The following is a 24254-nucleotide window of genomic DNA, read 5'->3' on the forward strand; positions in this document are numbered from 1 at the left end:
TTCAAGGGGAACTCTCTCCATGAGCGATTTCGACCGCAACGCTCAGGTCTGGGGCACCGGCCGCGCCCAGCAGACCAGCGCCGTCGAGATGGACCAGGGCCTGCGCTCGTTCATGCTCGGCGTCTACAACAACATGAGCATCGGCCTGGCCATCACCGGCCTGATGGCGATCGGCATCTCGATGCTGGCGATCGCCGGCTACTCGCCCTCGGGCAAGGTCACCGCGCTGACGCCGCTCGGCCAGGCGCTGTACCTCAGCCCGCTGAAGTGGGTGGTGATGCTGGCGCCGCTGGCCTTCATCTTCTTCTTCTCGTTCAAGGCCGAGAGCATGAGCTCGTCGACCGCGCGCGCCATGTTCTTCGCCTTCGCGGCGGTGATGGGCATCTCGCTGTCGTCGATCTTCGTGGTCTTCACCGGTGAATCGATCGCCAAGGTGTTCTTCATCACCGCGGCCTCCTTCGCTGGCCTCAGCCTGTTCGGCTACACTACGAAGAAGTCGCTGTCGGGCATCGGCTCGTTCCTGATCATGGGCCTAATCGGCCTGGTGATCGCCTCGGTGGTCAACATCTTCCTGGCCTCGAGCGCTCTGTCCTTCGCCATCTCGGTGATCGGCGTGCTGGTCTTCGCCGGCCTGACCGCCTGGGATACGCAGCGCCTGAAGGAAATGTACCTGTACTCGGACATGGACTCCGAGTCGGCCGCGAAGCTCTCGGTGAACGGCGCCCTGTCGCTCTACCTGAACTTCGTCAACATGTTCCAGATGCTGCTCTCGCTCTTCGGCTCGCGCCAGGAGTGATCAGGGCAACAGCCTGAAAACACGAAACCCCGGCCGCAAGGCCGGGGTTTTTCTTTTGGGGCCAAGCCCATGTGTGGCGATCTCAGCTCACCACGCTCAACCGCTTGTCGAGCACCTTGAGCACCCGGCTCAGTTCGGCTCCGCGCTTCAGGATCAGCCCGGTCGCGGTCACCACCGAATAGGTACCCTGCCGCCGCGCCAGCGACGGGTCCTTGACGATCCGGTAGAGTGGGACCTCGGCCGTGCGGCGAAAAACCGAGAACTGTGCCTTGTTGCGCAGGAAATCGATGGCGTAATCGCGCCACTCGCCAGCCGCGACCATGCGGCCATAAAGGTTGAGCAGCTCGTTCAGCTCACGGCGATCGAAGGTCACAGAGGAGGGCGCGGCAGCAGCCGGAAAGGTGACGACAGCGCCCACTCGCTGACCTGGCGGAGTTTCGCTTTCACTCATCGCGCCTCCTGTTCATCGCCGGCCGTTACCCGGCCAGGGATGATGCGCCCGCCCTCCAGCGCTGGCAAGGGCGCCGCAAGACAGATTGATGACTGGCCCGGCATCCTTCTCCGGCTCCAGGGCGATTGCCATGATTTTGCCGCGCTTGCGCCAAGCGAGCGCCCCGTTGCGGGGCTCAACTCCGATTCGTTGCTTCGGCGGCCCGGCCTGTCCGGTTCCGGACACGTCAGCCCCCCAGCCCCTCCGGCGCTGCGGCGGGCCGGGCCAACGAGTCGAAGCCAACTCACGGCTGGCGGTCTCCGCCGGCCGTTTTCTTTTGGCCGGGATCCTTACCGCGACGCGCCGTGATAGTCGGGATTGGGCCGCATATCGACAGCCGAGGCGATTCGGTTCGACATGTTGAAGAAGGCGGCGACCGCCCCGATGTCCCAGATGTCGCGCTCGCCGAAGCCGGCGGCGCGCAGGACCTGCCGATCCTCCTCCTCGATCTTGTGCGGCTCTTCCGTCAGCTTCACCGAGAAGTCGAGCATGGCGCGGTGGCGCCGCGAGAGCTGAGCGGCGCGGTAGTTCATCACCATCATCTCGCCGAGCACGGGGTCGCCCGAGAGCTGGCGCACCGCCTGGCCATGCGCGGTCAGGCAGTAATAGCAGCGGTTCACGCTGGAGACTGCGACCGCGATCATCTCGCGCTCCAGCTTCGATAGGCCGGACGGGGCCAGCATCAGATCATTGTAGAAGCTGGCGAAGGCCTGGAGCTTGGCGTCGTCATGGGAATAGGCGGCCAGGACGTTCGGGATATAGCCGAGCTTTTCCTCGCATTTGGCGAAATAGGCCTGCATCGGCTCGGAAAGCTCGGCTCGCGGCAGAGAGAGCGCCATCACGGCAGGCGGCGCGTCCTGCTTCGCAGGCTGCTCACCCACCATCGCTTTGTCATGCTTCTTCGTCATCTCTGCATTCCTTACGCTGATATCCGCGCGGATCGGGCACAAGCTGCCGTGTCCGCGCCATATTGGTGCAATCTGGCTGCTGGCATCCGACGAAAGTTGCAGCGGCCGGTGAGCTATGTCATCGCTTCGGCAAAATAGCAGGGGGAAGAAGACTATGGCCAAGCGCGAAGCGAATGCTACGGCTGCAGCCGTCACCGCGATCGAGGCAGCTGCCCATGAGCTCGGTTCGGCGATGCCCGCGGACTTCCCCAAGCTGCTCTATGGCCGAACCGTCGCCGAGGATCTCGTCGCGTTGCCGCCGGAGTTCCTGGCTCGCGCCGCCGACGCCGCCTACGCTCACCTGACCGGCAACCGCAAGCCCGGCGAGCCCAATCTGCGCTTCCGCGACGAGGCCGTGAAGGAGGATGGGCGCGAGCGCCAGATCACCATCCTCGAGGTCGTCAACGACAACAAGCCGTTCCTGCTCGATTCGACCCTCGCCGAGCTCGCCGAGCAGGGCTACGAGCCTCGGCTCGTCGCCCATCCCATCCTCGCCGTGGTGCGCAAGGATGACGGCACCTTCCAGTCGCTCGCCGGCGAGGCCTCGGGCCGTGCGGTCGAGGGCACGCGCCGCGAGAGCCTGATCCATATCCATCTCGACCGGATCGACACCGCCGAGGCCCGCGAGCGGCTCGCCGCCGGCCTTGCCCGCGTCTATGTCGATGTCGGCCTCGCCGTCGACGACTGGGCCGCGATGCGCGGGCGAATCACCGAGGTGATCCAGTCCTATCGCGCCAATCCGCCGCCGCTGCCCGAGGACGAGGTCGCCGAGGCCCTGAATTTCCTCGAATGGATCGCCAGCGACAATTTCACCCTGCTCGGCGTGCGCGCCTATCGCTTCGCCGGTGGCGACACCGCCGCCGACCCTGTCGATTCCTCCGGCCTCGGCATCCTGCGCGACCCGGATGTCCGGGTGCTGCGCAAGAATCGCGAGCTGGTGGTGATGACGCCGGAGATCCGCGCCTTCCTGGCCAAGCCCCAGGCGCTGATCATCACCAAGGCCAACGTCAAGAGCCGCGTCCATCGCCGCGTCCATCTCGACTATGTCGGTGTGAAATTATTCACGCCTGACGGTCGGCTCGACGGCGAATTGCGCATCGTCGGCCTGCTCACCTCGAACGCCTATACCGGCAGCGCCCGTGCCATCCCCTATCTGCGCCTCAAGGTCGCGCGCGTGCTCAAGAGCACCGGCTTCGACCCATCGAGCTATTCCGGCCGCGCCCTCTACAACGTGCTCGATGCCTTCCCGCGCGATGAGCTCTTCCAGATCGACGTCGAGACGCTGGAGCGCTTCGCCCTCGACATCATGCAATTGACCGAGCGGCCGCGTATCCGTGCGCTCGCCCGTGCCGACGAGTTCGACCGCTTCGTCTCGGCGCTCGTCTTCATCCCGAAGGACCGCTACGACACCACGGTGCGCCGCCGCGTCGGCGAATTCCTCGCCCGCGTCTACCAGGGCCGCGTCTCGGCCGGCTATCCGGCCTATCCGGAGGGGCCACTCGCCCGCACCCACTACATCATCGGCCGCGACGAGGGCCGCACGCCCAAGATCGACCGCAACACGCTGGAAGCCGGCATCGCCGCAATCGTCCGCACCTGGAGCGACGGCCTCAAGGACGCGCTCGATGCTGAGAAGGCCGGCCCCGCCGCCCGTTCCCTCGCCGAGCGCTATGCCGAGGCCTTCGGCGCCGCCTATCGCGAGCGTTATTCCGCAGAGGACGCGCTGGTCGACATCGACATGCTGCAGAAGCTGTCGGATGAGCGCCCGCGCGCCGTCAATCTCTATCGCCGCGACGGCGACGGGCCAACCAGAGCCAATCTCAAGTTGTTCTCGCGCGGCGCCGCGATCTCGCTCTCCGAGCGCGTGCCGATGCTGGAGAACATGGGCTTCCGCGTCGTCAACGAGCGCACCTTCAACATCACGCCGCAGCAGAACGGCGGGGGCAGCGCCGACAGCCGCGTCTGGCTGCACGACATGACGCTGGAGCGCGCCAGCGGCGGCGAGATCGACATCGAGAACCTCGATCCGACGATCGAGGCGGCGCTGATGGCGCAGTTCCGCGGCCTCACCGAATCCGACCGCTTCGACCAGCTCGTCCTCGCCGCCGGCCTCGCCTGGCGCGAAGCTGCGCTGCTCCGGGCGCTCGGCCGCTATCTGCGCCAGGTCGGCGCACCCTATGCACAGGACTACATCGCCGACGCGCTGACCCGCCATTCCGGCATCGCCACCGGCCTGGTGAAGCTATTCGTCGCCAAGTTCGATCCGCATCTCACCGAGAAGAAGCGCGCCGAGCAGGTGAAGGCCGAGCGCGAGCGCATCGAAGCCGCGCTCGCCGACGTCACCAGCCTCGACGAGGACCGCATCCTGCGCCGCTTCGTCAATCTGATCGACGCGACGCTGCGCACCAATTTCTTCCAGATCGGGCCTGACGGGCACCCGCGCAGCACGATCTCGTTCAAGCTCGCCTCCGGCCAGGTCGACGGCATGCCGTTGCCGCGGCCGCTCTACGAGATCTTCGTCTATTCGCCACGCGTCGAGGGCATTCATATGCGCTTCGGCAAGGTCGCCCGCGGCGGCCTGCGCTGGTCGGACCGGCCGCAGGATTTCCGCACCGAGGTGCTCGGGCTGGTCAAGGCCCAGCAGGTCAAGAACGCCGTCATCGTCCCGGTCGGCGCCAAGGGCGGCTTCGTGCCCAAGCAATTGCCGCCGGCCTCCGACCGCGCTGCCTGGCTCGCCGAAGGCACCGAGAGCTACCGCATCTTCATTCGCACCCTGCTCGAGCTCACCGACAATCTCGACGGCGAGAAGATCCTGCCGCCGCCCGACACCGTCCGCCATGACGGCGACGATCCCTATCTCGTCGTCGCCGCCGACAAGGGCACCGCGACCTTCTCCGACACGGCCAATGCGCTCTCGGCCGAGAAGCATCACTGGCTCGGCGACGCCTTCGCCTCGGGCGGCTCGCAGGGCTACGACCACAAGGGCATGGGCATCACCGCCCGCGGCGCCTGGGAAGCGGTGAAGCGCCATTTCCGCGAGATCGACGTCGACATCCAGACCACCCCCTTCACCGTGGCGGGCGTCGGCGACATGTCCGGCGACGTCTTCGGCAACGGCATGCTGCTCTCGCCGGCGATCAAGCTGATCGCCGCCTTCGACCACCGCGACATTTTCCTCGATCCCGATCCGGATTCGGCCAAGAGCCTGGCCGAGCGCCAGCGCATCTTCGCGCTCCCACGTTCGTCCTGGGCCGATTACGACAAGTCGTTGATCTCCAAGGGCGGCGGCATCTTCTCGCGCCAGGCCAAGAGTATCGCGCTCTCGCCCGAGATCCGGCAGGCCATCGGCTTCGACAAGGCGCAGGTCACGCCAGCCGAATTGATGACCGCGATCCTGAAGGCGCCGGTCGACCTGCTCTGGTTCGGCGGCATCGGCACCTATATCCGCGCCAGCGACGAGAGCGACGCCCAGGTCGGCGACCGCGCCAATGACGCGATCCGCGTCACCGGCTCCGATCTGCGCACCCGCGTGGTCGGCGAAGGCGCCAATCTCGGCGCGACCCAGCGCGGCCGCATCGAGGCAGCCCGCAACGGCGTGCGTCTCAACACCGATGCGATCGACAACTCGGCCGGTGTCAACACCTCCGACGTCGAGGTCAACATCAAGATCGCGCTGGCCGATCCCGTTCGCGACGGCCGCCTGCCCGAGAAGAAGCGCAACGCTTTGCTCGCTGAGATGACCGACGAGGTCGGCCTGCTCGTCCTGCGCAACAACTACCTGCAGACGCTGGCGCTCTCGCTGACCGAGGCGCAGGGCATCCAGGCGAGCCCGCATCTGCGCCGGCTGATGGTTCGGCTGGAGGAAGAGGGCCGGCTCGACCGCGGCGTCGAGTACCTGCCCTCCGACGCGGTGCTGATCGAGCGCGAGAAGCGCGGCGAGGGCCTGACCCGGCCGGAGCTCGCCGTGCTCATCGCCTATGCCAAGCTCGCCCTGCACGACGCTTTGCTCGATTCGGCGATCCCCGACGACCCCTACCTCAAGAGCGAGCTCGTCCGGTACTTCCCGCAGGCGCTGCGCGAGGGCTATGGCAAGGAGATCGCCGGCCACAGGCTGCGCCGCGAGATCGTCGCGACCCAACTCGCCAACGCCATCATCAACCGTGGCGGCCCGGCCATCGTCTCGATGCTGGCCGACCAGACCCGCGCCGAGGCGCCGGCGATCGCGGCGGCCTATGCCGTCGCCCGCGATGCCTTCGACCTGATCACGCTGAACGGCGCCATCGACGCGCTCGACGCCAAGCTGCCGGGCAAGACCCAGACCGGGCTCTATGCAGCCGCGCAGGAGCTGGTCGTCGACCGGATGCGCTGGTTCCTGCGTCGCGGCGTCGCCAAGCCCGGCGCGATCGAGCAGACCGTGGCGCATTATGCCAAGGGCGTCGCGGCACTGGAGGGCGCGCTCGGCGAATTGCTGCCCGAGGCGGCTGCCCAGGCACGCAATGCCCGCATCGCTGCACTGACGGCCGAGGGCGTGCCGGAAGCGCTGGCGACCCGCGTCGCCAGCCTGCCCTGGCTTGCCGAGGCGACGGACATCGTCGACATCGCCAGCCGGACCAAGCGCGACATCGTCGAGGTCGCCCGGATTCATTTCGGGACCGATTCGGTCTTCGGCTTCTCGACGCTGACGTCGGCTGCCGCGGCTGTGCCAGCCACCGACGATTACGAGCGCCTGGCCCGCCAGCGCGCGGTCGAGACCTTGACCGATGGCCATGCCGGGTTGACGCAGGAGATCGCCACCGGCAAGTCCGGTCCGGACGCGCTGAAGGACTGGCTGGCCGAGCGCGGCGCCGATGCCGAACGCACCCGCGCCACCGTCTCGGCCATTGCCATGTCGGGCCTCTCCCTGCCAAAGCTGATGGTGGCGGCCGGCATGCTGGCCGATCTGCCGCGCCGCTGAGGCCGGTTATCAGGACATTGGTCGCCGCCCGTGAAGCGTGCGGCGACCGCAGGAGAATATGTGACGATGAATCCCGAAGAGGACAGCGCAGCCGCGACACGGATCGACCCGAAGCTGCTGGAGATCCTCGTCTGCCCGGTGACCAAGGCGACGCTGGAATACGACGCTGCGCGCCAGGAACTGATCAGCCGCGCCGCCAAGCTCGCTTATCCGATCCGCGACGGCATCCCGATCATGCTGCCGGAAGAGGCGCGCCAGCTGGAGGGGTAGTGCCGGTATTCGGCATCTTACTCGGGCTGACTCAGGTAAGATTCAGGCAGACTCTGGATATTTGCGGCCCAATCCGTCGGGAGCAGCCGGCCTGACTCGGTATGACCGGCTCGCAGTCCGCTTGTGACCGAGTAATGCCTACAGCATCTCGCCCTTGAGTAGTCGCGGCGTCGGCCCGGCCAGTCCGGCCGCCTCGCGGATGAAGAAGCGCTTCAGCCCCGGCATGCGCTCGACCAGGCCGAGGCCGAGGTCGCGCGCCAATCGTAACGGGGTCGAATCGTTCGAGAACAGCCGGTTGAGGCCGTCGGTGACGACACCCATGGCGACCGTGTCGAAGCGCCGGCCCTTCTCATAGGCTTCGAGCACCTCGGAACCACCGGCATCGAGGCCGAGCCGGGCCGCGTCGACGATCGCCTCGGCCAGGGCCGCGACGTCCTTCAGCCCGAGATTGAGACCCTGGCCGGCGATCGGGTGGATGACATGGGCGGCGTCGCCGAGCAGCGCCAGCCTGTCGCCGACGAAACGGCGCGCCACGCCGAAGGAAAGCGGATAGGCGCCCGGGTGGCTCTCCAGCCCGATCTCGCCCAGCTCCAGGCCGAAGCGGCGCTCGACCTCGAGCAGGAAGTCGCTCTCGTCCAGCGCCAGCAAGGCCGGGACATTCTCGCTCCGCTCGGTCCAGACGATCGACGAGCGATGGCCGAGCTTGCCGCCATCGGCCAGAGGCAGGATGGCGAAGGGGCCGGACGGCAGGAAGTGCTCGACCGCCCGCCCGTCATGCGGTCGCTCATGGCCGATCGTCGCGACGATACCCGATTGCGGATAGGACCAGCCGACCCAGCCGATGCCAGCCAGCTCGCGCAGTTTCGAGCGGGCGCCGTCAGCCGCGACCAGCAGCGCGGCATCAAGGGTTTCTCCACCGGTGAAGACGACTCCGATCAGCCCGTCATCGTCCACCGTGCCGGAACGGACGCCCTCGGGCCGCAATTCGACGCCATTGGCGCGCGCGACCTGGAGCAGTGCCGCCATCAGCGCCCCATTCTCGACCATATGGGCGAAGGGCTGGCCGGGTTCGATCTCGCCGTCGAAGGTCAGGAAGACCGGCCGCACCAGATCCGGCGTGCGGCTATCGGTGATGACCATCTCGGTCATCGCTGTCGCGGTGGCTTCCGCCAGACGCCAGATGCCGAGCGCCTCCAGCATGCTGCGCGCCGCCGCCGCGACCGCATAGGCGCGATCGTCGGCGCGCGGCGGGCCCGCCAGTGTCGGATCGGCGACGATCACGTCGAAGCTCTCGCCCAGCGCCTGCTTCAGCGCGACCGCCAGCGTCAGCCCGGCGACGCCGCCGCCGGCGATGACGATGCGTTGGCTCGCATTCTCGGGTCTCTGCACTGTCGTCTTCCTCGCATCGCGCCGCTTGACGCGGCCGAGTCGCTCGTTGCTGATGCTTTCTCGTCTTGCCCATAGCCGGCCGGGGCTGCAAGCCCGGGCCGTGCCGGTTCCTGCCGATGACACCAGCCGCCAACACCCTGCTCTCGATCTTCGATCTCGAACCGCTCGGACACAACCGGTTCCAGGGTCGCAGCCCCGACAATGGCTGGACCCGCGTTTTTGGCGGCCAGGTGATCGGCCAGGCGCTCTATGCCGCCTGCAAGACCGTCGAGGAGCGCCAACCGCATTCGCTGCACGCCTATTTCATGTTGCCGGGCGATCCGGCGATTCCGATCGTCTACGAGGTCGAACGCCTGCGTGATGGCGGCTCCTTCTCGACACGGCGCGTGCTGGCACTGCAGAAGGACGCGGCGATCTTCGCCATGTCGGTCTCCTTCCAGATCGCCGAACCCGGCTATGACCATCAGATGCCGATGCCCGCCGTGCCGATGCCGGAGGAGCTTCCCGGTCGTGACGGCATGGAACGCGACGTGCTGCCTCATATGCCTGAGGCGGTGCGCGCCTATTACCGGCGCGAGCGGCCGATCGAAATCCGCCCCGTCGAGATGAGCCGTTACGCGGCGGATGGGCCGCGGGAGCCGAAATTCAATGTCTGGGTCAGGGCGTCGCAGAAACTGCCCGAGGAACCGGCGCTGCACCAGAGCGTGCTCGCCTATGCCTCGGACCTGATGCTGCTCGATTCCAGCCTGATCGCCCACGGCACCAGCGTCTTCGACCGGCGCGTCCAGAGCGCCAGCCTCGACCATGCCATGTGGTTCCATCGCCCCTTCCGGGCCGATGACTGGCTGCTCTACGCCCAGGACAGCCCTTCGGCCTCGGGTGCGCGCGGCTTCTCGCGCGGGCTGATCTTCGACCGGCAGGGGCATCTGGTCGCCTCGGTCGCGCAGGAAGGCCTGATCCGGCCGCGGCCAGATCGCGCCTGAGCGCGCGATCGCCTGCTTTCGCGGCATCTGCCTAATTATTGATCATCTTCGTGCGCTGAACCCCCGCCCGATCATGGCGGAATCGCGGCATTGCCCGCTCGCGCGCCACATCCCCTGGTTGGCACGGCCTTTGAAGGGCTCACCCCGACGCGCCTGGCTCGAAAGGGCGCGAGAGGCGCAACGACGTCGTTCGGATCGCGGTCCGGCGGCGCACAAGCGGGGGATAACCCAGCCATGAAGATCGTGATGGCCGTCATCAAGCCGTTCAAGCTGGAGGAGGTGCGCGACGCGCTCACCGCCATCGGCGTGCACGGGCTGACCGTGACCGAAGTGAAGGGCTATGGCCGCCAGAAGGGCCATACCGAAATCTATCGCGGCGCCGAATACGCCGTGAGCTTCCTGCCGAAGATCAAGATCGAGGTCGCGGTCACCGACGATCTCGTCGGCAAGGTGATCGAAGCCATCACCGCGGCCGCCCGCACCGGCCAGATCGGCGACGGCAAGATCTTCGTCTCGTCGATCGAGAAGGCCGTGCGCATCCGCACCGGCGAGACCGACGGCGACGCCCTCTGATCCCCGACCATCCCAGGAGCTTTTCGATGAACAACAAGACCCTTAACCGGGCCGGGCTGGTCGGGCTGGCCTTCGCCGCGATGGCCGGCGCCGCGCTGGCGCAAACCCCGGCCGCCCCGCCGGCCCCCGTGCCCAACAAGGGCGACGTCGCCTTCATGATGAGCTCGACGATCCTCGTCCTGCTCATGACCGTGCCCGGCCTGGCCCTGTTCTATGGCGGCCTCGTCCGGTCCAAGAACATGCTCTCGGTGCTGACTCAGGTCTTCGCCATCGTCTGCATCGTCAGCCTGATGTGGATCATCTTCGGCTACTCGCTCGCCTTCACCAATGGCGGCGGCCTCAACGACTTCGTCGGCGGCTTCTCCAAGGCCTTCCTGCGCGGCGTCGACGGCAATTCGACCGCGGCGACCTTCTCCAACGGCGTCGTCATCCCGGAATATGTCTACATCGCCTTCCAGATGACCTTCGCCTGCATCACGCCGGCCCTCATCGTCGGCGCCTTCGCCGAGCGGATGAAGTTCTCTGCGCTGCTGCTCTTCATCGTGCTCTGGGTCAGCTTCATCTATTTCCCGATGGCCCACATGGTCTGGTACTGGGGCGGGCCTGACGCGGTCGGCAATGCCGCCAAGGCGCTGGCCGAGGCCGGCACGGACGGCAAGGCCGCGGCCCAGGCGGCGCTCGACGCGGTCAATGCCGATGCCGGCATGCTGTTCAAATGGGGGGCGCTCGACTTCGCCGGCGGCACCGTGGTGCACATCAATGCCGGTATCGCGGGCCTCGTCGGCTGCATGCTGATCGGCAAGCGCATCGGCTTCGGCCGTGAGCTGATGGCCCCGCACTCCCTGACCATGACGCTGATCGGCGCCGCTCTGCTCTGGGTCGGCTGGTTCGGCTTCAACGCCGGCTCCAACCTCGAAGCCAACGGCACTGCGGCGCTCGCCATGATCAACACCTTCGTCGCCACTGCGGCGGCGGCGGTCGCCTGGCTGTTTGTCGAATGGGCGGTGAAGGGCAAGCCCTCCATGCTCGGCATGGTCTCGGGCGCGGTCGCCGGCCTCGTCGCCGTCACCCCGGCCGCGGGCTTTGCCGGCCCGATGGGCTCGATCCTGCTCGGCCTCGTCGTCAGCCCGGTCTGCTTCATCTTCTGCTCGACGGTGAAGAATGCGCTCGGCTACGACGACTCGCTCGACGTGTTCGGCATCCACTGCATCGGCGGCATCATCGGCGCGCTGGCCACGGGCATCCTGGTCAACCAGGCGCTCGGCGGCGCTGGCATCCCCGACTATTCGACCAAGCCCGGCGAGCTGGTCGCCGCGACCTACGAGTTCGGCACGGCCTTCATGGCCCAGCTCAAGGCGGTGCTGTTCACGCTCGTCTTCAGTGGCGTCGGCTCGGCGATCCTCTACAAGATCGTCGACGTCGTCATCGGCCTGCGCGTCCCGGCCGACCAGGAGCGCGAGGGCCTCGACATCGCCGAACATGGCGAGCGCGCCTATCACGACTGAGCCAGGGGTCTACCTCTCGCGCATCATCGCCCCGGCGGGACACCGCCGGGGTTTTTCATTGGCGCCTCTCAGTCGCGGCTCTCGGCACGGTCGAGCACGATCTCGAGCACCTGCACCGTCTCCGGCAATTCGATCAGAAACTCGGCATCGCGTTCGAGATGATGGATCCTGCGCGGATCGGGCCCGGCGAAGCGGGACATCGCCTCGACGCTCTCCCAATAGGAGATCGTCACGAACTCGCTCTCGGTCTCCCGATCCTCGCGGAACATCTGCGCGCCGAGCGCCTTCTTCGCCAGCGGCCGGACGCCGACCTCAAGCAGGTACACCGCATAGGCATCAGCCTTTTCCGGTACGGTGCGACCGCGCCAGATCCGGGCAATTCTCGCGATCCTGTCGTCGCCATCGGCCATCTCGCCCTCCTTGCGGTTGCTGCTCGGAAAAATGCCTTGGCCAGCCCAATCGTTCCTCGGACTGCTGACAGTCCGCGGCGGCAGTGCAAGGTTAAGCGGGCCTTAACCGGACCTTCCTAACCTGCCGGTTCGACAGGTGGCCTTCGCCGCCTTCCTGATGCCCGCAGACACGGCCCGATGCGCACGATCCGACGCTCCTCATCGCTGATCGACCGCCTGCCCGATCCGGTGCGCGAGTTCCTGTCGCGCCGCGCCGCCGAGATCGGCGGCATGGCGATGCTCGCGCTGATGGTCGCTGTCGCCGTCGCCCTCGCGACCTGGTCGGTCGACGATCCCAGCCTCAACAACGCCACGCGCGGCACCGTGCACAACCTGCTCGGCCGGCCTGGCGCGATGATCGCCGATCTCGCCATGCAGCTGCTCGGCCTCGGCGTCGTCGCGCTGCTGCTGCCGCCGCTGCTCTGGTCGCTCCGGCTGATTCGCTTCCACCTCTTCGATCGCAGCGCCCTCAAGCTCGTGCTCTGGGTCGTCGGCATCGTCTCGAGCGCCGCGGTGGCGAGCGCCCTGCCGGCGACGCCGCGCTGGCCGTTGCCGACCGGCATGGGCGGCGTGATCGGCGACGCGCTGCTGCAAGGCACCCGCAACATCGTCGGCCTCGGCGGCACCGCGCTAGGCGGCCTCGTCGCCTTCGTTTTCGCCGGCATCGCCATCCTCTCCGTCACCGCCGCCGCCGGCTTCGGTTTCGTCACCGACGAGGACCCCGAGCTCGACCAGGACGATGATGCGCCCTTCGCCGATGGCGAGGAGCGTCGCGACGACGAGCCCGGCTTCTCGGTGATCCTGATCGGCTGGGTCGCCCATGGCGCCATGGCACTGAAGGCCGCGATCCTGCGCCGTCTGCCGCGCCCGCCGCAGCCGGCTTCCGCGAGCGCGATGCCCGTGCCGGCCCAGGCCGGCCGGGTCCGCCGCGAGCCGAACTTCACCGGCGATCCGGAGGCCTACCGGTCCCCTGTCGTCGCCCCCGAGCTCGTGCGCCCCGCTGCCGCCAAGGCCGCGCCGAGCGCCCGGCCGGCTTACGACGATGATGACGAGCCCTTCGAGGCGCAGGACGTGCGCGATCTCAATGCGCCGCGCGTCGCCGCGCCGGTGCGGGCACCCAAGCCGGGCAAGCGCCTGTCGCGCGAGGCGCAGCCTTCGCTGCTCGACCGCGAGGGCTTCGAGCTGCCGCCGCTGACCTATCTCGCCGAGCCCAAGAAAGTCCCGGCGAACACCGTCTCCACCGACGCTCTGGAGCAGAACGCCACCTTGCTGGAAGGCGTGCTCGAGGATTTCGGCGTGCGCGGCGAGATCAGCCAGGTTCGCCCCGGCCCTGTTGTGACGCTGTACGAGCTTGAGCCCGCGCCGGGCACGAAGTCGTCGCGGGTGATCTCTCTCGCCGACGACATCGCGCGCTCGATGAGCGCGGTCTCGGCGCGTGTCGCGGTGGTGCAGGGCAAGAACGCGATCGGCATCGAGCTGCCCAACGCCAAGCGCGAGACGGTGTTCCTGCGCGAGCTCCTCGCCTCCCAGGATTTCGAGGGCACCAAGNCGGCTACAACCGCGCCGCCTCGATCATGGAGCGGATGGAGAACGAGGGCATCGTCGGCCCCGCCAACCACGCCGGAAAACGCGAAATCCTCGTCGAGACCGGAAGGGCAAGGGAAGACGAGGAGTGAGAGCCGTTCCAGCAAGAATGCGTAGCGGTCTTGCGTCCGGAATTGCGTGGAAGCAAAGCGGCCGGTGCGGCCAAATGGCGCGAAACCGGTCCTGAAAATGCCATCAGCCCGGTGCAACCTCGTTGCCTGCTGACGCGTTGAACCCTTGCCGGCCAGCCTTGGCGGCACGATATTCCGCCAGAAGGCCGCCAACCGGACATCCGAGCTCCATGACCAGTCTCTCGCCCATGCCAGCCCTCGCAGCCGCCGCCCTGGCGCTCGCGCTGGCGTCGGGTCCGGTCTATGCCCAGCCCCTCGACATCAAGCCCTCGGCTCAGCCGCCGGCGCCGCGCACCGCCCAGCGGGCATTTCCCTTGCCGCCGATCCGGCCGGCAGGCCTCGGGATGCCGCGCAGCGACGCTCCGGCACAGCCCACCGCGACCGCGCCAGCGCCAACCCCGACGCAAGAACCTGTCCTCACTGCGAACAACGAACCTCGCGCGGCATCTCCGGCGAAGTCGTCGAAGCCCAGTACACCCCTGTCCAAAGCTGAAGCTGTCGAGCGGTTGAACACCTACTTCAACAGCTTCTCGACCCTGCAGGGCGACTTCATCCAGTTCGCCGCCGATGGCCGCCGCTTCGAAGGCAAGCTCTATATCCAGCGCCCCGGCAAGATGCGCTTCGAATACCGTCCGCCTGTGACGATGGAAGTCGTAGCCGACGGCACGTCGGTCGCGATCCGCGACCGCAAGCTCGCGACCCAGGATCTCTATTCCATCGGCCAGACGCCGCTGAAATTCCTGCTCAAGGAACAGATGAACCTCGAGAAGGACTCGACCGTCACCGGCGTCAGCACCAAGGGCGACATCCTGTCACTCAAGCTCGAGGACCGCTCGACACTGGGCGGTACCTCGAAGATCACGCTGAACTTCGACCTCGCCGCCAACGCGCTTCGGCAATGGGTGGTGATCGACCCGCAGGGCTACGAGACCTCGGTCTCCGTCTATAATCTCGACACGCAACGCCGGCCCGACCAGAAGAACTTCGTGATCAACTACGAACGCGTGCTCTGAGCTGCACGGCAGCGCTTGCTTTTCCCGAGCTGACGACCCAGTTTCCGGCTTCCCTTTCCGGCCGGATTTCTCCTTTCGTGCAGCTCTCCGTCACCACCTGGAACATTAATTCGGTGCGCCTGCGCATCGGGATGGTCACGCAGTTCCTCAAGGACCACCAGCCCGATATCCTCTGCCTGCAGGAGACCAAGACGCCGGACGAGCAGTTCCCGGCCAAGGCATTCAGCGAGGCTGGCTATGTCCACCAGGCCTTCATCGGCAACAAGGGCTATAACGGCGTTGCCATCGTCTCCAAACTGCCCTTCTCCGAGCAGGAAGCGATGGCAATGTGCGAGCGCAACGACGCCCGCCACATGACCGTCGTGCTCGACGCCGGCGCGGGAGCCGCAGCCGGCATCGCCATCCATAACTTCTATATCCCGGCCGGCGGCGACATCGCCGACCCCGAAGCCAACCCGAAGTTCGCCCACAAGCTGCAATTCCTCGACGCCATCGGCGCCTGGGGCGTCGCCCGCAATCCGGCAGGGCGGCCGAGCATCCTGGTCGGCGATCTCAACATCGCCCCCTACGAACACGATGTCTGGAGCCACAAGCAGCTGCTCGACGTCGTCAGCCACACGCCGATCGAGACCACGACGCTGGAGAAGCTGCGCAGCGAGCTCGGCTGGACCGACGCCGCCCGCACGCTCCGGCCCGAGCCCGAGAAGCTCTACAGCTGGTGGAGCTACCGCGCCGCCGACTGGCAGGCTTCGAATCGCGGCCGTCGCCTCGACCACATCTGGCTCTCGGATGCGCTGAAGCCGACATTGCGCGACCTCACCTTCCTGAGCGAGGCACGCGGCTGGGAGCGGCCTTCGGACCATGTTCCGGTGACGGTGCAGCTGGAGCTGTGAGCGCGCTCAGCGCAGATCGATCGCCCTGAGCGCCGTCCCGACCGCAGCCAGCTCGCTGTTGAACGCATGCAGCCGCTCTGCGACCGCCGCTGCGATCGCCTGCGCCGAATCCGGCGATTCGCCGAGCACCCGGCGCATCACGCTGCGGGCGAGGCGCATCACCTGGGTCGGCTCGCGGGCGATCGCGGTCACAGGCCGCTCCAGAGCCGTGAACAGCGCGAGCTCGCCGATCAGCGCTCCCGGCCCGACGACCTCGTCCGCCGGCCGGCCATCATCCTCGCGCTTCAGCGCCACCGCGCCGGAGATGATGAGGAAGGCCCCGTCCGAGCCCTCGCCGCGCCGAAACAGCACGTCTCCGGCTCGCAGCGACCTAGTCTCGGCCGCAAAAGCGAGCAGGCGCAGGGCATCGCGATCCATCAGGCCCAGCAGCGGCTGACGGGCCAAGAGAGCGATGTCGTCGTTGAGCGACATTCAGGACTACGGATTCAGCCGGTAGCCACCGGCGTCGGTGACGAGCAGGCGCGCATTGGCGGGGTCCGGCTCGATCTTCTGGCGCAGGCGGTAGATATGGGTCTCGAGCGTATGCGTCGTGACCTGCGAGTTATAGCCCCAGACCTCCTGCAGCAGCGTCTCGCGCGCAATAGGCTTGCGGCCGGCGCGATAGAGGAAGCGCAGGATCGCCGTCTCCTTCTCGGTGAGCTTGGTCTTCGAGCCCTTGGCGCTGACCAGCAGCTTGGAACCCGGGTGAAAGGTATACGGCCCGACCTGAAAGATCGCGTCCTCGCTCGCCTCGTACTGGCGCAAATGCGCGCGAATCCGCGCCAGCAGCACGGCGAACTTGAACGGCTTCACCACATAGTCGTTGGCGCCTGCTTCCAGCCCGAGCACGGTGTCGGCATCGGAGCCTTGCCCGGTCAGCATCACCACCGGCCCCTTGAAGCCGTTCTTGCGCATCAACTTCACCGCCTCGCGGCCATCCATGTCGGGCAGGCCGACATCCATGACCACGAGGTCGATCCGTTCGGTCTGTACGGCCTTCAGGCTCGCCGTCGCGTTCGGCGAGGACGAGACCTTGAATTCGTCGTAGAGCGCGAGCTGCTCGGCGAGCGCGTCACGCAGCATCTGGTCGTCGTCGACCAGCAGGATATGATGAGTTGCAGACATGAAGGCGAGTCAGCCCGTTTGCGTTGGCGCGACATTAGAGCATGTTCGGCAGAAGTGGGAGCCACCTTTGCGAAACGCCCGCCCTCCAACATATTGAGTTCAGCGCAGATTCTGACGGCCCCGCTCAAGCCGGTCAAACGGAAAGAGCGCCGGATGGCCGGAAACGGTCGGCAGATCACGCAAGATGGATGAGCTGTGAAAAGACGTGATGATCGCGCTGCGGCAGGCCGGCGGCTGACGAAACTGGTGGTGGTGCGCTCGGTGCATGATCGCCGCAAGGGCTTCCTGATCGCCGGTTCCGCCGCCTTTCCCTGCGCGCTCGGCCGCTCCGGCATCCTCGTCGCCAAGCGCGAGGGCGATGGCGGCACGCCGCGGGCAAAGCTGCCGCTGCGCCGGGTCTTCTACCGCGCCGACCGGCTGCCACGCCCTTCGAGCCTGCTGCCGATCCGTGCCATCACGTCGCGCGACGCCTGGTGCGACGACCAGAACGACCGGCGCTACAACCGCCTGATCGACCGTCCGCCTGGCGAGGCCGAGGAGCGGCTCGCCCGCGCCGACAATCTCTACGACGTCATCGTCGAGCTCGGCTGGAACGACGCGCCGGTGCAGCGCGGCCGCGGCAGCGCGATTTTCTGGCATCTCGCCCGGCCCGGCTTCACCCCGACGGCCGGGTGCGTCGCCGTCACCGGCGATATTTTCGGCAAGGTCCTGCCCAGGCTGGCCCGACGATGCACGATCGTGGTGCGCTAGCCACTTGCAACGGAGCGCAGGCCGGGGATACTGACGCCGAGCACCGTCTCGCCGATCGATATCAGGAGTACCGGACTTCAGCGGGCACCGTCCCGCTCAGTCAGGCCCGCTCCCAGCAAGAGACTGTGCCATGACTGATTTGCCCATGACCGAGATCGGCTTCGGCCGCGTTGCCGCGATGTTTCCCGTCAAGGACATGGAACGCGCCTGTGCCTTCTATGTCGGCGTGCTCGGCTTCACCAAGACCTTCGAGAACGGCCAGCCTGTCGGCTTCATGATCCTCAAGCAGGGCAAGGCCGAGATCCATCTGACCCTGCAGAAGGACCACGAGGCCGCGCCCTTCAACATCGCCCATATGATGGTCGATGACGTCGACGCCTTTCACGAGCTCTGCCGAGGCCACGGGCTGCGCATCGTTAAAGGGCTGCGCGACCAGGACTACGGCCTGCGTGCCTTCGTCTTCGAGGATCCCGACGGCAACCGTATCGATGTCGGCCAGCCGATCTAGGTATCGGGCCACGACGACGCGCATTCGCATTTTGCGATTCACCCGACGCAAACCTTCGCGTTCGACGGTTTTCGCCCGTTAACCGACGGTTCGGTCAAACTGACAATCCTCTCCGGCGGTCTTGCCGGAGAGGATCATGCAAAAGCGCCCGTCACTGGCCGGTCTCGCCGACCGCCTGACGCTGCGGGAGCAGACCGCGGCCATGGCCGGCCTGCTCTGCGTCGTCGTCGTCGCCGTATCGGCCGCCGGCGCTGCCTGGCTGGCGCGGCGGGACGCCGTCAAGGAAGCCAATCTCGAGCTGGTCGCACTCGCCCGAACCATGTCGGACCGGCTCGACCAGAACATGTTCGAGCGCTATCGCGAGATCAGGAACCTCGCCAAGCTGGAGCCGCTACGCGGCCTTTGGCAGGACAATCCCGCCAGGGCGCGGGCCGTGCTCATGCAATTGCAGGAGGGCTTGAGCGACTATGCCTGGCTCGGCCTCGCCGAGCCCAGTGGCAATGTCCGCGCCGCGACCCGCAGCATGCTCGAAGGTGTCTCGGTCGCGCAACGGCCCTGGTTCATCAATGGTCTTGCCGGCCCGACCGTGGAAGACGTCCACGACGCCAAGCTGCTCGACGGCCTGCTTCGCAAGAGCCCGGACGAGGCGCCCTTCCGCTTCGTCGACGTCGCCATGCCGGTCTTCGGGCCGACCGGCGCCAAGGTCGGCGTCCTCGGTGCGCATCTGAGCTGGAACTGGGCCGGCAATCTGCGCGACAACGTCCTGCGCAACCACGACCCCGCGCTCGCCTCCGAACTCTGGGTGGTCGGGCGCGACGGCACGGTGCTGCTCGGCCCCAAGGATGCCAAGCCTTTCGACACCGCGCAGCTCGCGGGCGCGCGCTATGGCGTTTCCTTCATCGATCGCTCTGGCGATCAACCGATGCTGACAGCATTCGCTGCCACCAAGGGACAGGACGATTATCCGGGGCTGGGCTGGATCATTGCAGCACGCCGTCCGGTCGATGTCGCACTCGCGCCCGCCAACCGTCTCACCGCCGTCATCGCCTTGCTCGGCCTGGCTGTGGCCGTCATCGGTGCGGCCTTGGCCTGGTTTCTTGCTGGCACGGTCGCAAGCCCGCTGACGCGTCTTTGCCGCTCGGTCGACCTCATCGGCCGCGATCCCGGTGCCGCCGGCATCCAGCGCCAGCATGGCTCGCGCGACATCCTCCAGCTCTCCGCTGCGCTACGTTCGCTGCTGCGCCGGTTGGGCACCGCTGAGAAGGGCGCCCGCGACGCCGAGGCGACCATCCGCGACGTCCAGGCCAAGGCCGACAAGCAGGCGCGCGACGCCGAGGAGAAGACCCGTCGCCTCGGCTCGGACCTGCATACCCTGCAGATACTTGCCGATACCGACCCGCTCACCAGCCTGCTCAATCGCCGCGCCTTCCTGCCTTTCGCCGAGGACGCGATGAACTATTACAAGCGCTACCAGCGCAATCTCGGCGTGCTGATGTTCGACATCGACCATTTCAAGCGCATCAACGACAGCTTCGGCCACGCCGCCGGCGACGAGGTCATCCGCGCCGTCGCCAAGATCATCGCCGGTCAGATCCGCACGACCGACAAGGTGGCGCGCTTCGGCGGCGAGGAATTCGTCGTGCTGCTGCGCGAAACCGATGCGCAGGGAGCCGAGAACCTCGCCAACCGCATCCGCGAATCGGTCGGCGCGACCGTGGTGACGCAGGGGCTGGCCCAGATCGATCTCACCATCAGCGTCGGCGCCGCGATCGTCCGCGAGCAGGACCGCGACATCGAGGATGTGATCGAGCGGGCCGACAAGGCGCTGTATGCGGCGAAGTCGTCCGGCCGCAACCGGGTCGTCCTGGCAGAAGCCGAGCCGGTTCCTGCACCAAGCTCCACCTGAGCGGTTCCGTCAGCCGCGCGCGCCAAAAATCGCGCTGCCGACCCGGACATGGGTGGCGCCGAGCTGGATCGCCGCCTCGTAATCGGCGCTCATGCCCATCGACAGGATCGCCAGGCCGTTACGCTCGGCGATCTTGCCGAGCAGGGCGAAATGCGGCGAGGGCGGGTCCTCGGCCGGGGGAATGCACATCAGCCCCGCGATCGTCAGGCCATAGCGGGTCCGGCACAGCTCCAGGAAGGCGTCGGCCTCGCCGGGCAGCACGCCGCCCTTCTGCGGCTCGGCGCCGGTGTTGACCTGGGCGATCAGCTGCGGCGCCTTGCCGGCGCGCTCGATCTCGCGCGCCAGCTCCTTGGCGAGGCTCTCGCGGTCGAGCGACTGGATCACGTCGAACAGTGCCACCGCGTCGCGCGCCTTGTTCGACTGCAGCGGGCCGATCATGTGCAGCTTCGCCTGCGGGAAGCGCTCGCGCAGCGCCGGCCACTTCTCCTTGGCCTCCTGGACATAGTTCTCGCCGAAATCGATCTGGCCAGCGCCCAGGACCGGCACGATCATCTCGGCCGGCTTGGTCTTGGAGACCGCGATCAGTGTCACCGCCTCCGGCTTGCGGCCGAAGTCGCGCGCGGCGCGGGCGATCGCATTCCGCGTTTCCTGAAGTCTTGCCACGACATCCGACATTTCGCCCGTCCTCGCCTCGTGCGCGCCCGCCAAGCCGTTCCGAACATTGACCCGGGGGCTACGATGGTGTCCTAGTCCGGCCCAGTCCGCTCACGCAAGAACGACACGATCAGCATGGCCGTCGAACGCTATAATCCGAAGGAAGCCGAGCCGAAATGGCGCAAGGTCTGGGATGAGCGCAAGCTCTTCGAGACCCGCAATGACGATACCCGGCCCCCCTATTACGTCCTTGAGATGTTCCCCTATCCGTCGGGGCGCATCCATATGGGCCATGTCCGCAATTATGCGATGGGCGACGTCGTCGCGCGCTACAAGCGCGCCAAGGGCTTCTCGGTGCTGCACCCGATGGGCTGGGACGCCTTCGGCCTGCCGGCGGAGAACGCCGCCAAGGCCAACAAGGTCCATCCCCGCGACTGGACCTATGCCAATATCGCGACCATGCGCGGCCAGCTGCAGTCGATGGGCCTGTCGCTCGACTGGAGCCGCGAGCTCGCCACCTGTGACGCCAGCTACTACCAGCACCAGCAGAAGCTCTTCCTCGACTTCCTGAAGGCCGGGCTGGTCGACCGCAAGACCGCCAAGGTCAACTGGGACCCCGTCGACGAGACCGTGCTCGCCAATGAGCAGGTCATCGACGGCCGCGGCTGGCGCTCCGGCGCACCTGTCGAGCTCCGCGAGCTGACGCAGTGGTTCTTCAAGATCACCGCCTTCGGCGAGGAGCTGAACGACGCGCTGGAAGGCCTGACCCGCTGGCCTGACAAGGTCCGGCTGATGCAGAAGAACTGGATCGGGCGCTCGGAAGGCCTGCTTGTTCGTTTCGCTCTCGAATCGAATGCGCTGAACCAGAGCGAAGTCGAGGTCTATACGACCCGGCCGGACACGCTGTTCGGCGCCAAGTTCCTGGCGGTTGCGCCCGATCACCCGCTCGCCAAGGCCGCGGCCGAAACGAATCCGGCGCTGCAGGACTTCATCGCCGAGTGCAAGAAGACCGGCACGGCGCAGGAGAACATCGACAAGGCAGAGAAGCAGGGTTTCGACACCGGCCTGCGCGCTGCCCACCCCTTTGATCCCACATGGACTTTGCCGGTCTATGTCGCGAACTTCATCCTGATGGAGTACGGCACCGGCGCGATCTTCGGCTGCCCGGCGCATGACCAGCGCGACCTCGATTTCGTCAACAAATACGGGCTCGGCAACACCCCGGTCGTCTGCCCCGAGGGCACCGATCCCGCGAGCTTTGTGGTCACCGACATCGCCTATGACGGCGAAGGGCGGATGATCAATTCGCGCTTCCTCGACGGGATGACCATTCCGGAAGCGAAAGAAGAAGTCGCCAGACGGTTGGAGGCCGAGACGCTCGGCAACCGCCCGATCGCCCAGCGCAAGGTCAATTTCCGCCTGCGCGACTGGGGTATCTCGCGCCAGCGCTACTGGGGTTGCCCGATCCCGATCGTGCATTGCCAGGATTGCGGCGTCGTTCCGGTGCCGGAGCAGGATCTGCCGGTCAAGCTCCCGGACGATGTCTCCTTCGACAAGCCCGGCAATCCGCTCGACCATCATCCGAGCTGGAAGCATGTCGCCTGCCCGCAATGCGGCAAGGCTGCGCGGCGCGAAACCGACACCATGGACACGTTCGTCGATTCGTCCTGGTACTTCGCCCGCTTCACCGATCCCTGGCGGACGGACAGCCCGACCGACCGCAAGGCTGTCGACCGCTTCTTACCGGTCGACCAGTATATCGGCGGCGTCGAGCACGCGATCCTGCACCTGCTCTATTCGCGCTTCTTCACCCGCGCGATGAAGGCGACCGGCCATACCGGACTGGACGAGCCTTTCGCCGGCATGTTCACGCAAGGCATGGTCGTGCACGAGACCTACCGGGCCGAGGACGGCGCCTGGGTCGAGCCGGGCAATGTCCGGATCGAGACGATCGGCAACGAGCGCCGCGGTTTCGACGTCGAGAGCGGGGCTCCGATCGAGATCGGCTCGATCGAGAAGATGTCGAAGTCGAAGAAGAATGTCGTCGACCCTGACGACATCATCGCCTCCTACGGCGCCGATACCGCCCGCTGGTTCATGCTCTCCGATTCGCCGCCGGATCGCGACGTGATCTGGAGCGATGAAGGCGTCCAGGGCGCGGCCCGCTTCGTGCAGCGGCTCTGGCGCCTGGTCGCCGAGATCGGCGAGCGCGTCGGCGGCCAGCCTGCGCGCCCGGCTTCGTTCTCGGAGCCGGCCCTCGCCTTGCGCAAGGCGAGCCACCGCGCTTTGCACGCTGTCGGCGCCGATATCGAGCGGCTCGCCTTCAACCGTTGCATCGCTCATGTCTACACGCTGACCAATGCCATCGGCAAAGCGCTGGACGCCGCCGCCGAATCGGCTGACGTCCCTGCCGACATGGCTTTCGCGCTGCATGAATCCGCCATGATCGCGACGCAGCTTGTCGCGCCGATGATGCCGCATCTGGCCGAGGAGTGCTGGCAGGCGCTGAAGCTTCCGGGCCTCGCCGGCGAAGCGTCCTGGCCGCAGACCGAAACGGATTTGTTACAGGATGACAGCAAGATCCTGCCGGTGCAGGTCAACGGCAAGAAGCGGGCAGAGGTGACGGTGCCCGCCGATGCCGATACGGTGGCGGTCGAGGCGATCGTACGCGCCTCCGAGGCTGTCGCCAGGGCTCTGGAGAACCGGCCGATCCGCAAGGTGATCGTGGTGCCGGGGAGGATCGTGAATGTCGTCGTCTGAGCCCGGCACCATGACGCGCCGCCGTCCATTGGCGCTAGCAGCTGCTCTCGGCTTCGCCGCGCTCGTCGGCGGCTGCTTCCAGCCGCTCTATGGCGAAGGCACGGTGAGCAAGGTCGGCGGCAATGTCCGCAACGCCATGCTCGGCATCGACGTCCCTGAGATCAAGGGCCTAGTCGGCCACTATCTGCGCAATGAACTCGTTTTCGAATTCGACGGCGGCGGCGCACCCGACCGGCAGAAGATCCTAAAGCTCGAAGCGACGACCAAGGAATCACTCGAGGTGATCACGGTCGACTACGCCAATGGCCGCGCCGATTCAGCAACGCTGATCGCCACGGTCGATTGGCAGCTCCTGCGTGTTGGCTCGAACGAGGTCGTCGCCTCCGGTCAGAGCGTCGTCCGGGCGCCCTATGAGCGCTCGCAGCAACGCTTCGCCTCGCTGCGCGCAGCGCGCGACGCGCAGATTCGCGCCGCCAAGAATCTGGCCCAGCTGATCAAGGCCCGCGTCGCCGCTGCGCTCGTCGCCGGCTGAGCC

At 66.9% G+C, this 24254-nt stretch carries 21 protein-coding genes; 14 read left to right on the forward strand and 7 right to left on the reverse strand.

Annotation, left to right across the window (positions count from 1 at the left end):
• Positions 1-19: 19 nt before the first annotated feature.
• Entirely contained in the window at positions 20-796 is a 777-nt protein-coding gene (locus GV161_RS10090; protein ID WP_152012666.1) for a Bax inhibitor-1/YccA family protein, read from the forward strand.
• An 82-nt stretch (positions 797-878) separates the two neighbouring features.
• Here GV161_RS10090 and GV161_RS10095 read toward each other — a convergent pair whose 3' ends face one another.
• Positions 879-1247, reverse strand: coding sequence for a DUF2794 domain-containing protein (locus GV161_RS10095; protein ID WP_152012667.1), 369 nt, complete (start codon positions 1245-1247; stop codon positions 879-881).
• Between the two features lie 329 nt (positions 1248-1576).
• On the reverse strand, positions 1577-2125 hold the full coding sequence (locus GV161_RS10100) for a peroxidase-related enzyme (RefSeq protein ID WP_244623919.1): 549 nt from the start codon (positions 2123-2125) through the stop codon (positions 1577-1579).
• A 223-nt stretch (positions 2126-2348) separates the two neighbouring features.
• Between GV161_RS10100 and GV161_RS10105 the strand changes: the two genes are divergently transcribed.
• Positions 2349-7187 carry an NAD-glutamate dehydrogenase gene (locus tag GV161_RS10105; RefSeq protein WP_152012668.1) on the forward strand — a complete coding sequence of 1613 codons (4839 nt, stop codon included), beginning with the start codon at positions 2349-2351 and terminating at the stop codon, positions 7185-7187.
• Between the two features lie 66 nt (positions 7188-7253).
• A complete protein-coding gene (locus GV161_RS10110; RefSeq protein WP_152012679.1) occupies positions 7254-7457 on the forward strand; it encodes a Trm112 family protein in 204 nt (67 codons plus the stop codon).
• 138 nt (positions 7458-7595) lie between these two features.
• Here the strand turns inward: GV161_RS10110 and GV161_RS10115 are convergent, their stop codons facing one another.
• Positions 7596-8846 carry a ubiquinone biosynthesis hydroxylase gene (locus tag GV161_RS10115; protein ID WP_152012669.1) on the reverse strand — a complete coding sequence of 417 codons (1251 nt, stop codon included), beginning with the start codon at positions 8844-8846 and terminating at the stop codon, positions 7596-7598.
• A 116-nt stretch (positions 8847-8962) separates the two neighbouring features.
• On the opposite strand from GV161_RS10115, the gene tesB reads away from it, so the two are divergent.
• From tesB to GV161_RS10130, 3 genes are all read left to right on the forward strand, one after another.
• Positions 8963-9829, forward strand: a complete 867-nt coding sequence (tesB, locus tag GV161_RS10120; RefSeq protein ID WP_152012670.1) for an acyl-CoA thioesterase II — start codon at positions 8963-8965, stop codon at positions 9827-9829.
• A 234-nt stretch (positions 9830-10063) separates the two neighbouring features.
• Positions 10064-10402, forward strand: coding sequence for a P-II family nitrogen regulator (locus GV161_RS10125; RefSeq protein WP_091842997.1), 339 nt, complete (start codon positions 10064-10066; stop codon positions 10400-10402).
• Between the two features lie 80 nt (positions 10403-10482).
• Positions 10483-11907, forward strand: coding sequence for an ammonium transporter (locus GV161_RS10130; protein WP_244623920.1), 1425 nt, complete (start codon positions 10483-10485; stop codon positions 11905-11907).
• Positions 11908-11975: 68 nt separating this feature from the next.
• Here the strand turns inward: GV161_RS10130 and GV161_RS10135 are convergent, their stop codons facing one another.
• Positions 11976-12317, reverse strand: a complete 342-nt coding sequence (locus GV161_RS10135) for a hypothetical protein (RefSeq protein ID WP_152012672.1) — start codon at positions 12315-12317, stop codon at positions 11976-11978.
• Between the two features lie 177 nt (positions 12318-12494).
• Between GV161_RS10135 and GV161_RS10140 the strand changes: the two genes are divergently transcribed.
• The 3 genes from GV161_RS10140 to xth form a co-directional block, all read left to right on the forward strand.
• A partial coding sequence (locus GV161_RS10140) for a DNA translocase FtsK 4TM domain-containing protein (protein ID WP_210253492.1) occupies positions 12495-13904 on the forward strand: 1410 nt, incomplete at its 3' end.
• Between the two features lie 337 nt (positions 13905-14241).
• Complete coding sequence (locus GV161_RS10145; RefSeq protein ID WP_152013259.1) at positions 14242-15084, forward strand: outer membrane lipoprotein carrier protein LolA; 843 nt, start codon at positions 14242-14244, stop codon at positions 15082-15084.
• A gap of 77 nt (positions 15085-15161) precedes the next feature.
• Positions 15162-15977, forward strand: coding sequence for an exodeoxyribonuclease III (gene xth / locus GV161_RS10150; protein ID WP_152013258.1), 816 nt, complete (start codon positions 15162-15164; stop codon positions 15975-15977).
• A 6-nt stretch (positions 15978-15983) separates the two neighbouring features.
• On the opposite strand, the gene GV161_RS10155 is transcribed toward xth, so the two are convergent.
• Entirely contained in the window at positions 15984-16448 is a 465-nt protein-coding gene (locus GV161_RS10155) for a cyclic nucleotide-binding domain-containing protein (protein ID WP_152013257.1), read from the reverse strand.
• A gap of 6 nt (positions 16449-16454) precedes the next feature.
• Positions 16455-17141 (reverse strand): response regulator transcription factor, encoded by a 687-nt coding sequence (locus GV161_RS10160; RefSeq protein ID WP_152013256.1) that lies wholly within the window; start codon positions 17139-17141, stop codon positions 16455-16457.
• A gap of 195 nt (positions 17142-17336) precedes the next feature.
• Between GV161_RS10160 and GV161_RS10165 the strand changes: the two genes are divergently transcribed.
• The 3 genes from GV161_RS10165 to GV161_RS10175 all read left to right on the forward strand — a co-directional run bounded on the left by GV161_RS10165 (position 17337) and on the right by GV161_RS10175 (position 20305).
• Complete coding sequence (locus tag GV161_RS10165; protein ID WP_152013255.1) at positions 17337-17891, forward strand: L,D-transpeptidase family protein; 555 nt, start codon at positions 17337-17339, stop codon at positions 17889-17891.
• A gap of 130 nt (positions 17892-18021) precedes the next feature.
• The gene (locus tag GV161_RS10170) at positions 18022-18399 is read left to right on the forward strand and encodes a glyoxalase superfamily protein (RefSeq protein ID WP_152013254.1); all 378 of its coding nucleotides are present in this window, start codon (positions 18022-18024) and stop codon (positions 18397-18399) included.
• A 136-nt stretch (positions 18400-18535) separates the two neighbouring features.
• On the forward strand, positions 18536-20305 hold the full coding sequence (locus GV161_RS10175) for a sensor domain-containing diguanylate cyclase (RefSeq protein ID WP_244623944.1): 1770 nt from the start codon (positions 18536-18538) through the stop codon (positions 20303-20305).
• Positions 20306-20314: 9 nt separating this feature from the next.
• Here GV161_RS10175 and GV161_RS10180 read toward each other — a convergent pair whose 3' ends face one another.
• Positions 20315-20980: a YggS family pyridoxal phosphate-dependent enzyme gene (locus GV161_RS10180; RefSeq protein WP_152013253.1), complete on the reverse strand. Its 666-nt coding sequence runs from the start codon at positions 20978-20980 to the stop codon at positions 20315-20317.
• 114 nt (positions 20981-21094) lie between these two features.
• On the opposite strand from GV161_RS10180, the gene leuS reads away from it, so the two are divergent.
• Together leuS and lptE are read left to right on the forward strand one after the other, a co-directional pair.
• Positions 21095-23719 (forward strand): leucine--tRNA ligase, encoded by a 2625-nt coding sequence (gene leuS / locus GV161_RS10185; RefSeq protein ID WP_152013252.1) that lies wholly within the window; start codon positions 21095-21097, stop codon positions 23717-23719.
• The gene (lptE, locus tag GV161_RS10190; RefSeq protein WP_152013251.1) at positions 23706-24251 is read left to right on the forward strand and encodes an LPS assembly lipoprotein LptE; all 546 of its coding nucleotides are present in this window, start codon (positions 23706-23708) and stop codon (positions 24249-24251) included. Before leuS ends, lptE begins: the two co-directional genes overlap by 14 nt.
• Positions 24252-24254 lie beyond the last annotated feature (3 nt).

This window comes from Bosea sp. 29B, from assembly GCF_902506165.1.
In the GTDB taxonomy this organism is placed as follows: domain Bacteria; phylum Pseudomonadota; class Alphaproteobacteria; order Rhizobiales; family Beijerinckiaceae; genus Allobosea.

Coding starts and splice junctions, on each gene's coding strand:
- GV161_RS10090 (WP_152012666.1), top strand. CDS start 20: ATGAGCGATTTCGACCGCAACGCTCAGGTCTGGGGCACCGGCCGCGCC.
- GV161_RS10095 (WP_152012667.1), bottom strand. CDS start 1,247: ATGAGTGAAAGCGAAACTCCGCCAGGTCAGCGAGTGGGCGCTGTCGTC.
- GV161_RS10100 (WP_244623919.1), bottom strand. CDS start 2,125: ATGGCGCTCTCTCTGCCGCGAGCCGAGCTTTCCGAGCCGATGCAGGCC.
- GV161_RS10105 (WP_152012668.1), top strand. CDS start 2,349: ATGGCCAAGCGCGAAGCGAATGCTACGGCTGCAGCCGTCACCGCGATC.
- GV161_RS10110 (WP_152012679.1), top strand. CDS start 7,254: ATGAATCCCGAAGAGGACAGCGCAGCCGCGACACGGATCGACCCGAAG.
- tesB (WP_152012670.1), top strand. CDS start 8,963: ATGACACCAGCCGCCAACACCCTGCTCTCGATCTTCGATCTCGAACCG.
- GV161_RS10125 (WP_091842997.1), top strand. CDS start 10,064: ATGAAGATCGTGATGGCCGTCATCAAGCCGTTCAAGCTGGAGGAGGTG.
- GV161_RS10130 (WP_244623920.1), top strand. CDS start 10,483: ATGGCCGGCGCCGCGCTGGCGCAAACCCCGGCCGCCCCGCCGGCCCCC.
- GV161_RS10135 (WP_152012672.1), bottom strand. CDS start 12,317: ATGGCCGATGGCGACGACAGGATCGCGAGAATTGCCCGGATCTGGCGC.
- GV161_RS10145 (WP_152013259.1), top strand. CDS start 14,242: ATGACCAGTCTCTCGCCCATGCCAGCCCTCGCAGCCGCCGCCCTGGCG.
- GV161_RS10155 (WP_152013257.1), bottom strand. CDS start 16,448: ATGTCGCTCAACGACGACATCGCTCTCTTGGCCCGTCAGCCGCTGCTG.
- GV161_RS10160 (WP_152013256.1), bottom strand. CDS start 17,141: ATGTCTGCAACTCATCATATCCTGCTGGTCGACGACGACCAGATGCTG.
- GV161_RS10170 (WP_152013254.1), top strand. CDS start 18,022: ATGACTGATTTGCCCATGACCGAGATCGGCTTCGGCCGCGTTGCCGCG.
- GV161_RS10175 (WP_244623944.1), top strand. CDS start 18,536: ATGCAAAAGCGCCCGTCACTGGCCGGTCTCGCCGACCGCCTGACGCTG.
- GV161_RS10180 (WP_152013253.1), bottom strand. CDS start 20,980: ATGTCGGATGTCGTGGCAAGACTTCAGGAAACGCGGAATGCGATCGCC.
- leuS (WP_152013252.1), top strand. CDS start 21,095: ATGGCCGTCGAACGCTATAATCCGAAGGAAGCCGAGCCGAAATGGCGC.
- lptE (WP_152013251.1), top strand. CDS start 23,706: ATGTCGTCGTCTGAGCCCGGCACCATGACGCGCCGCCGTCCATTGGCG.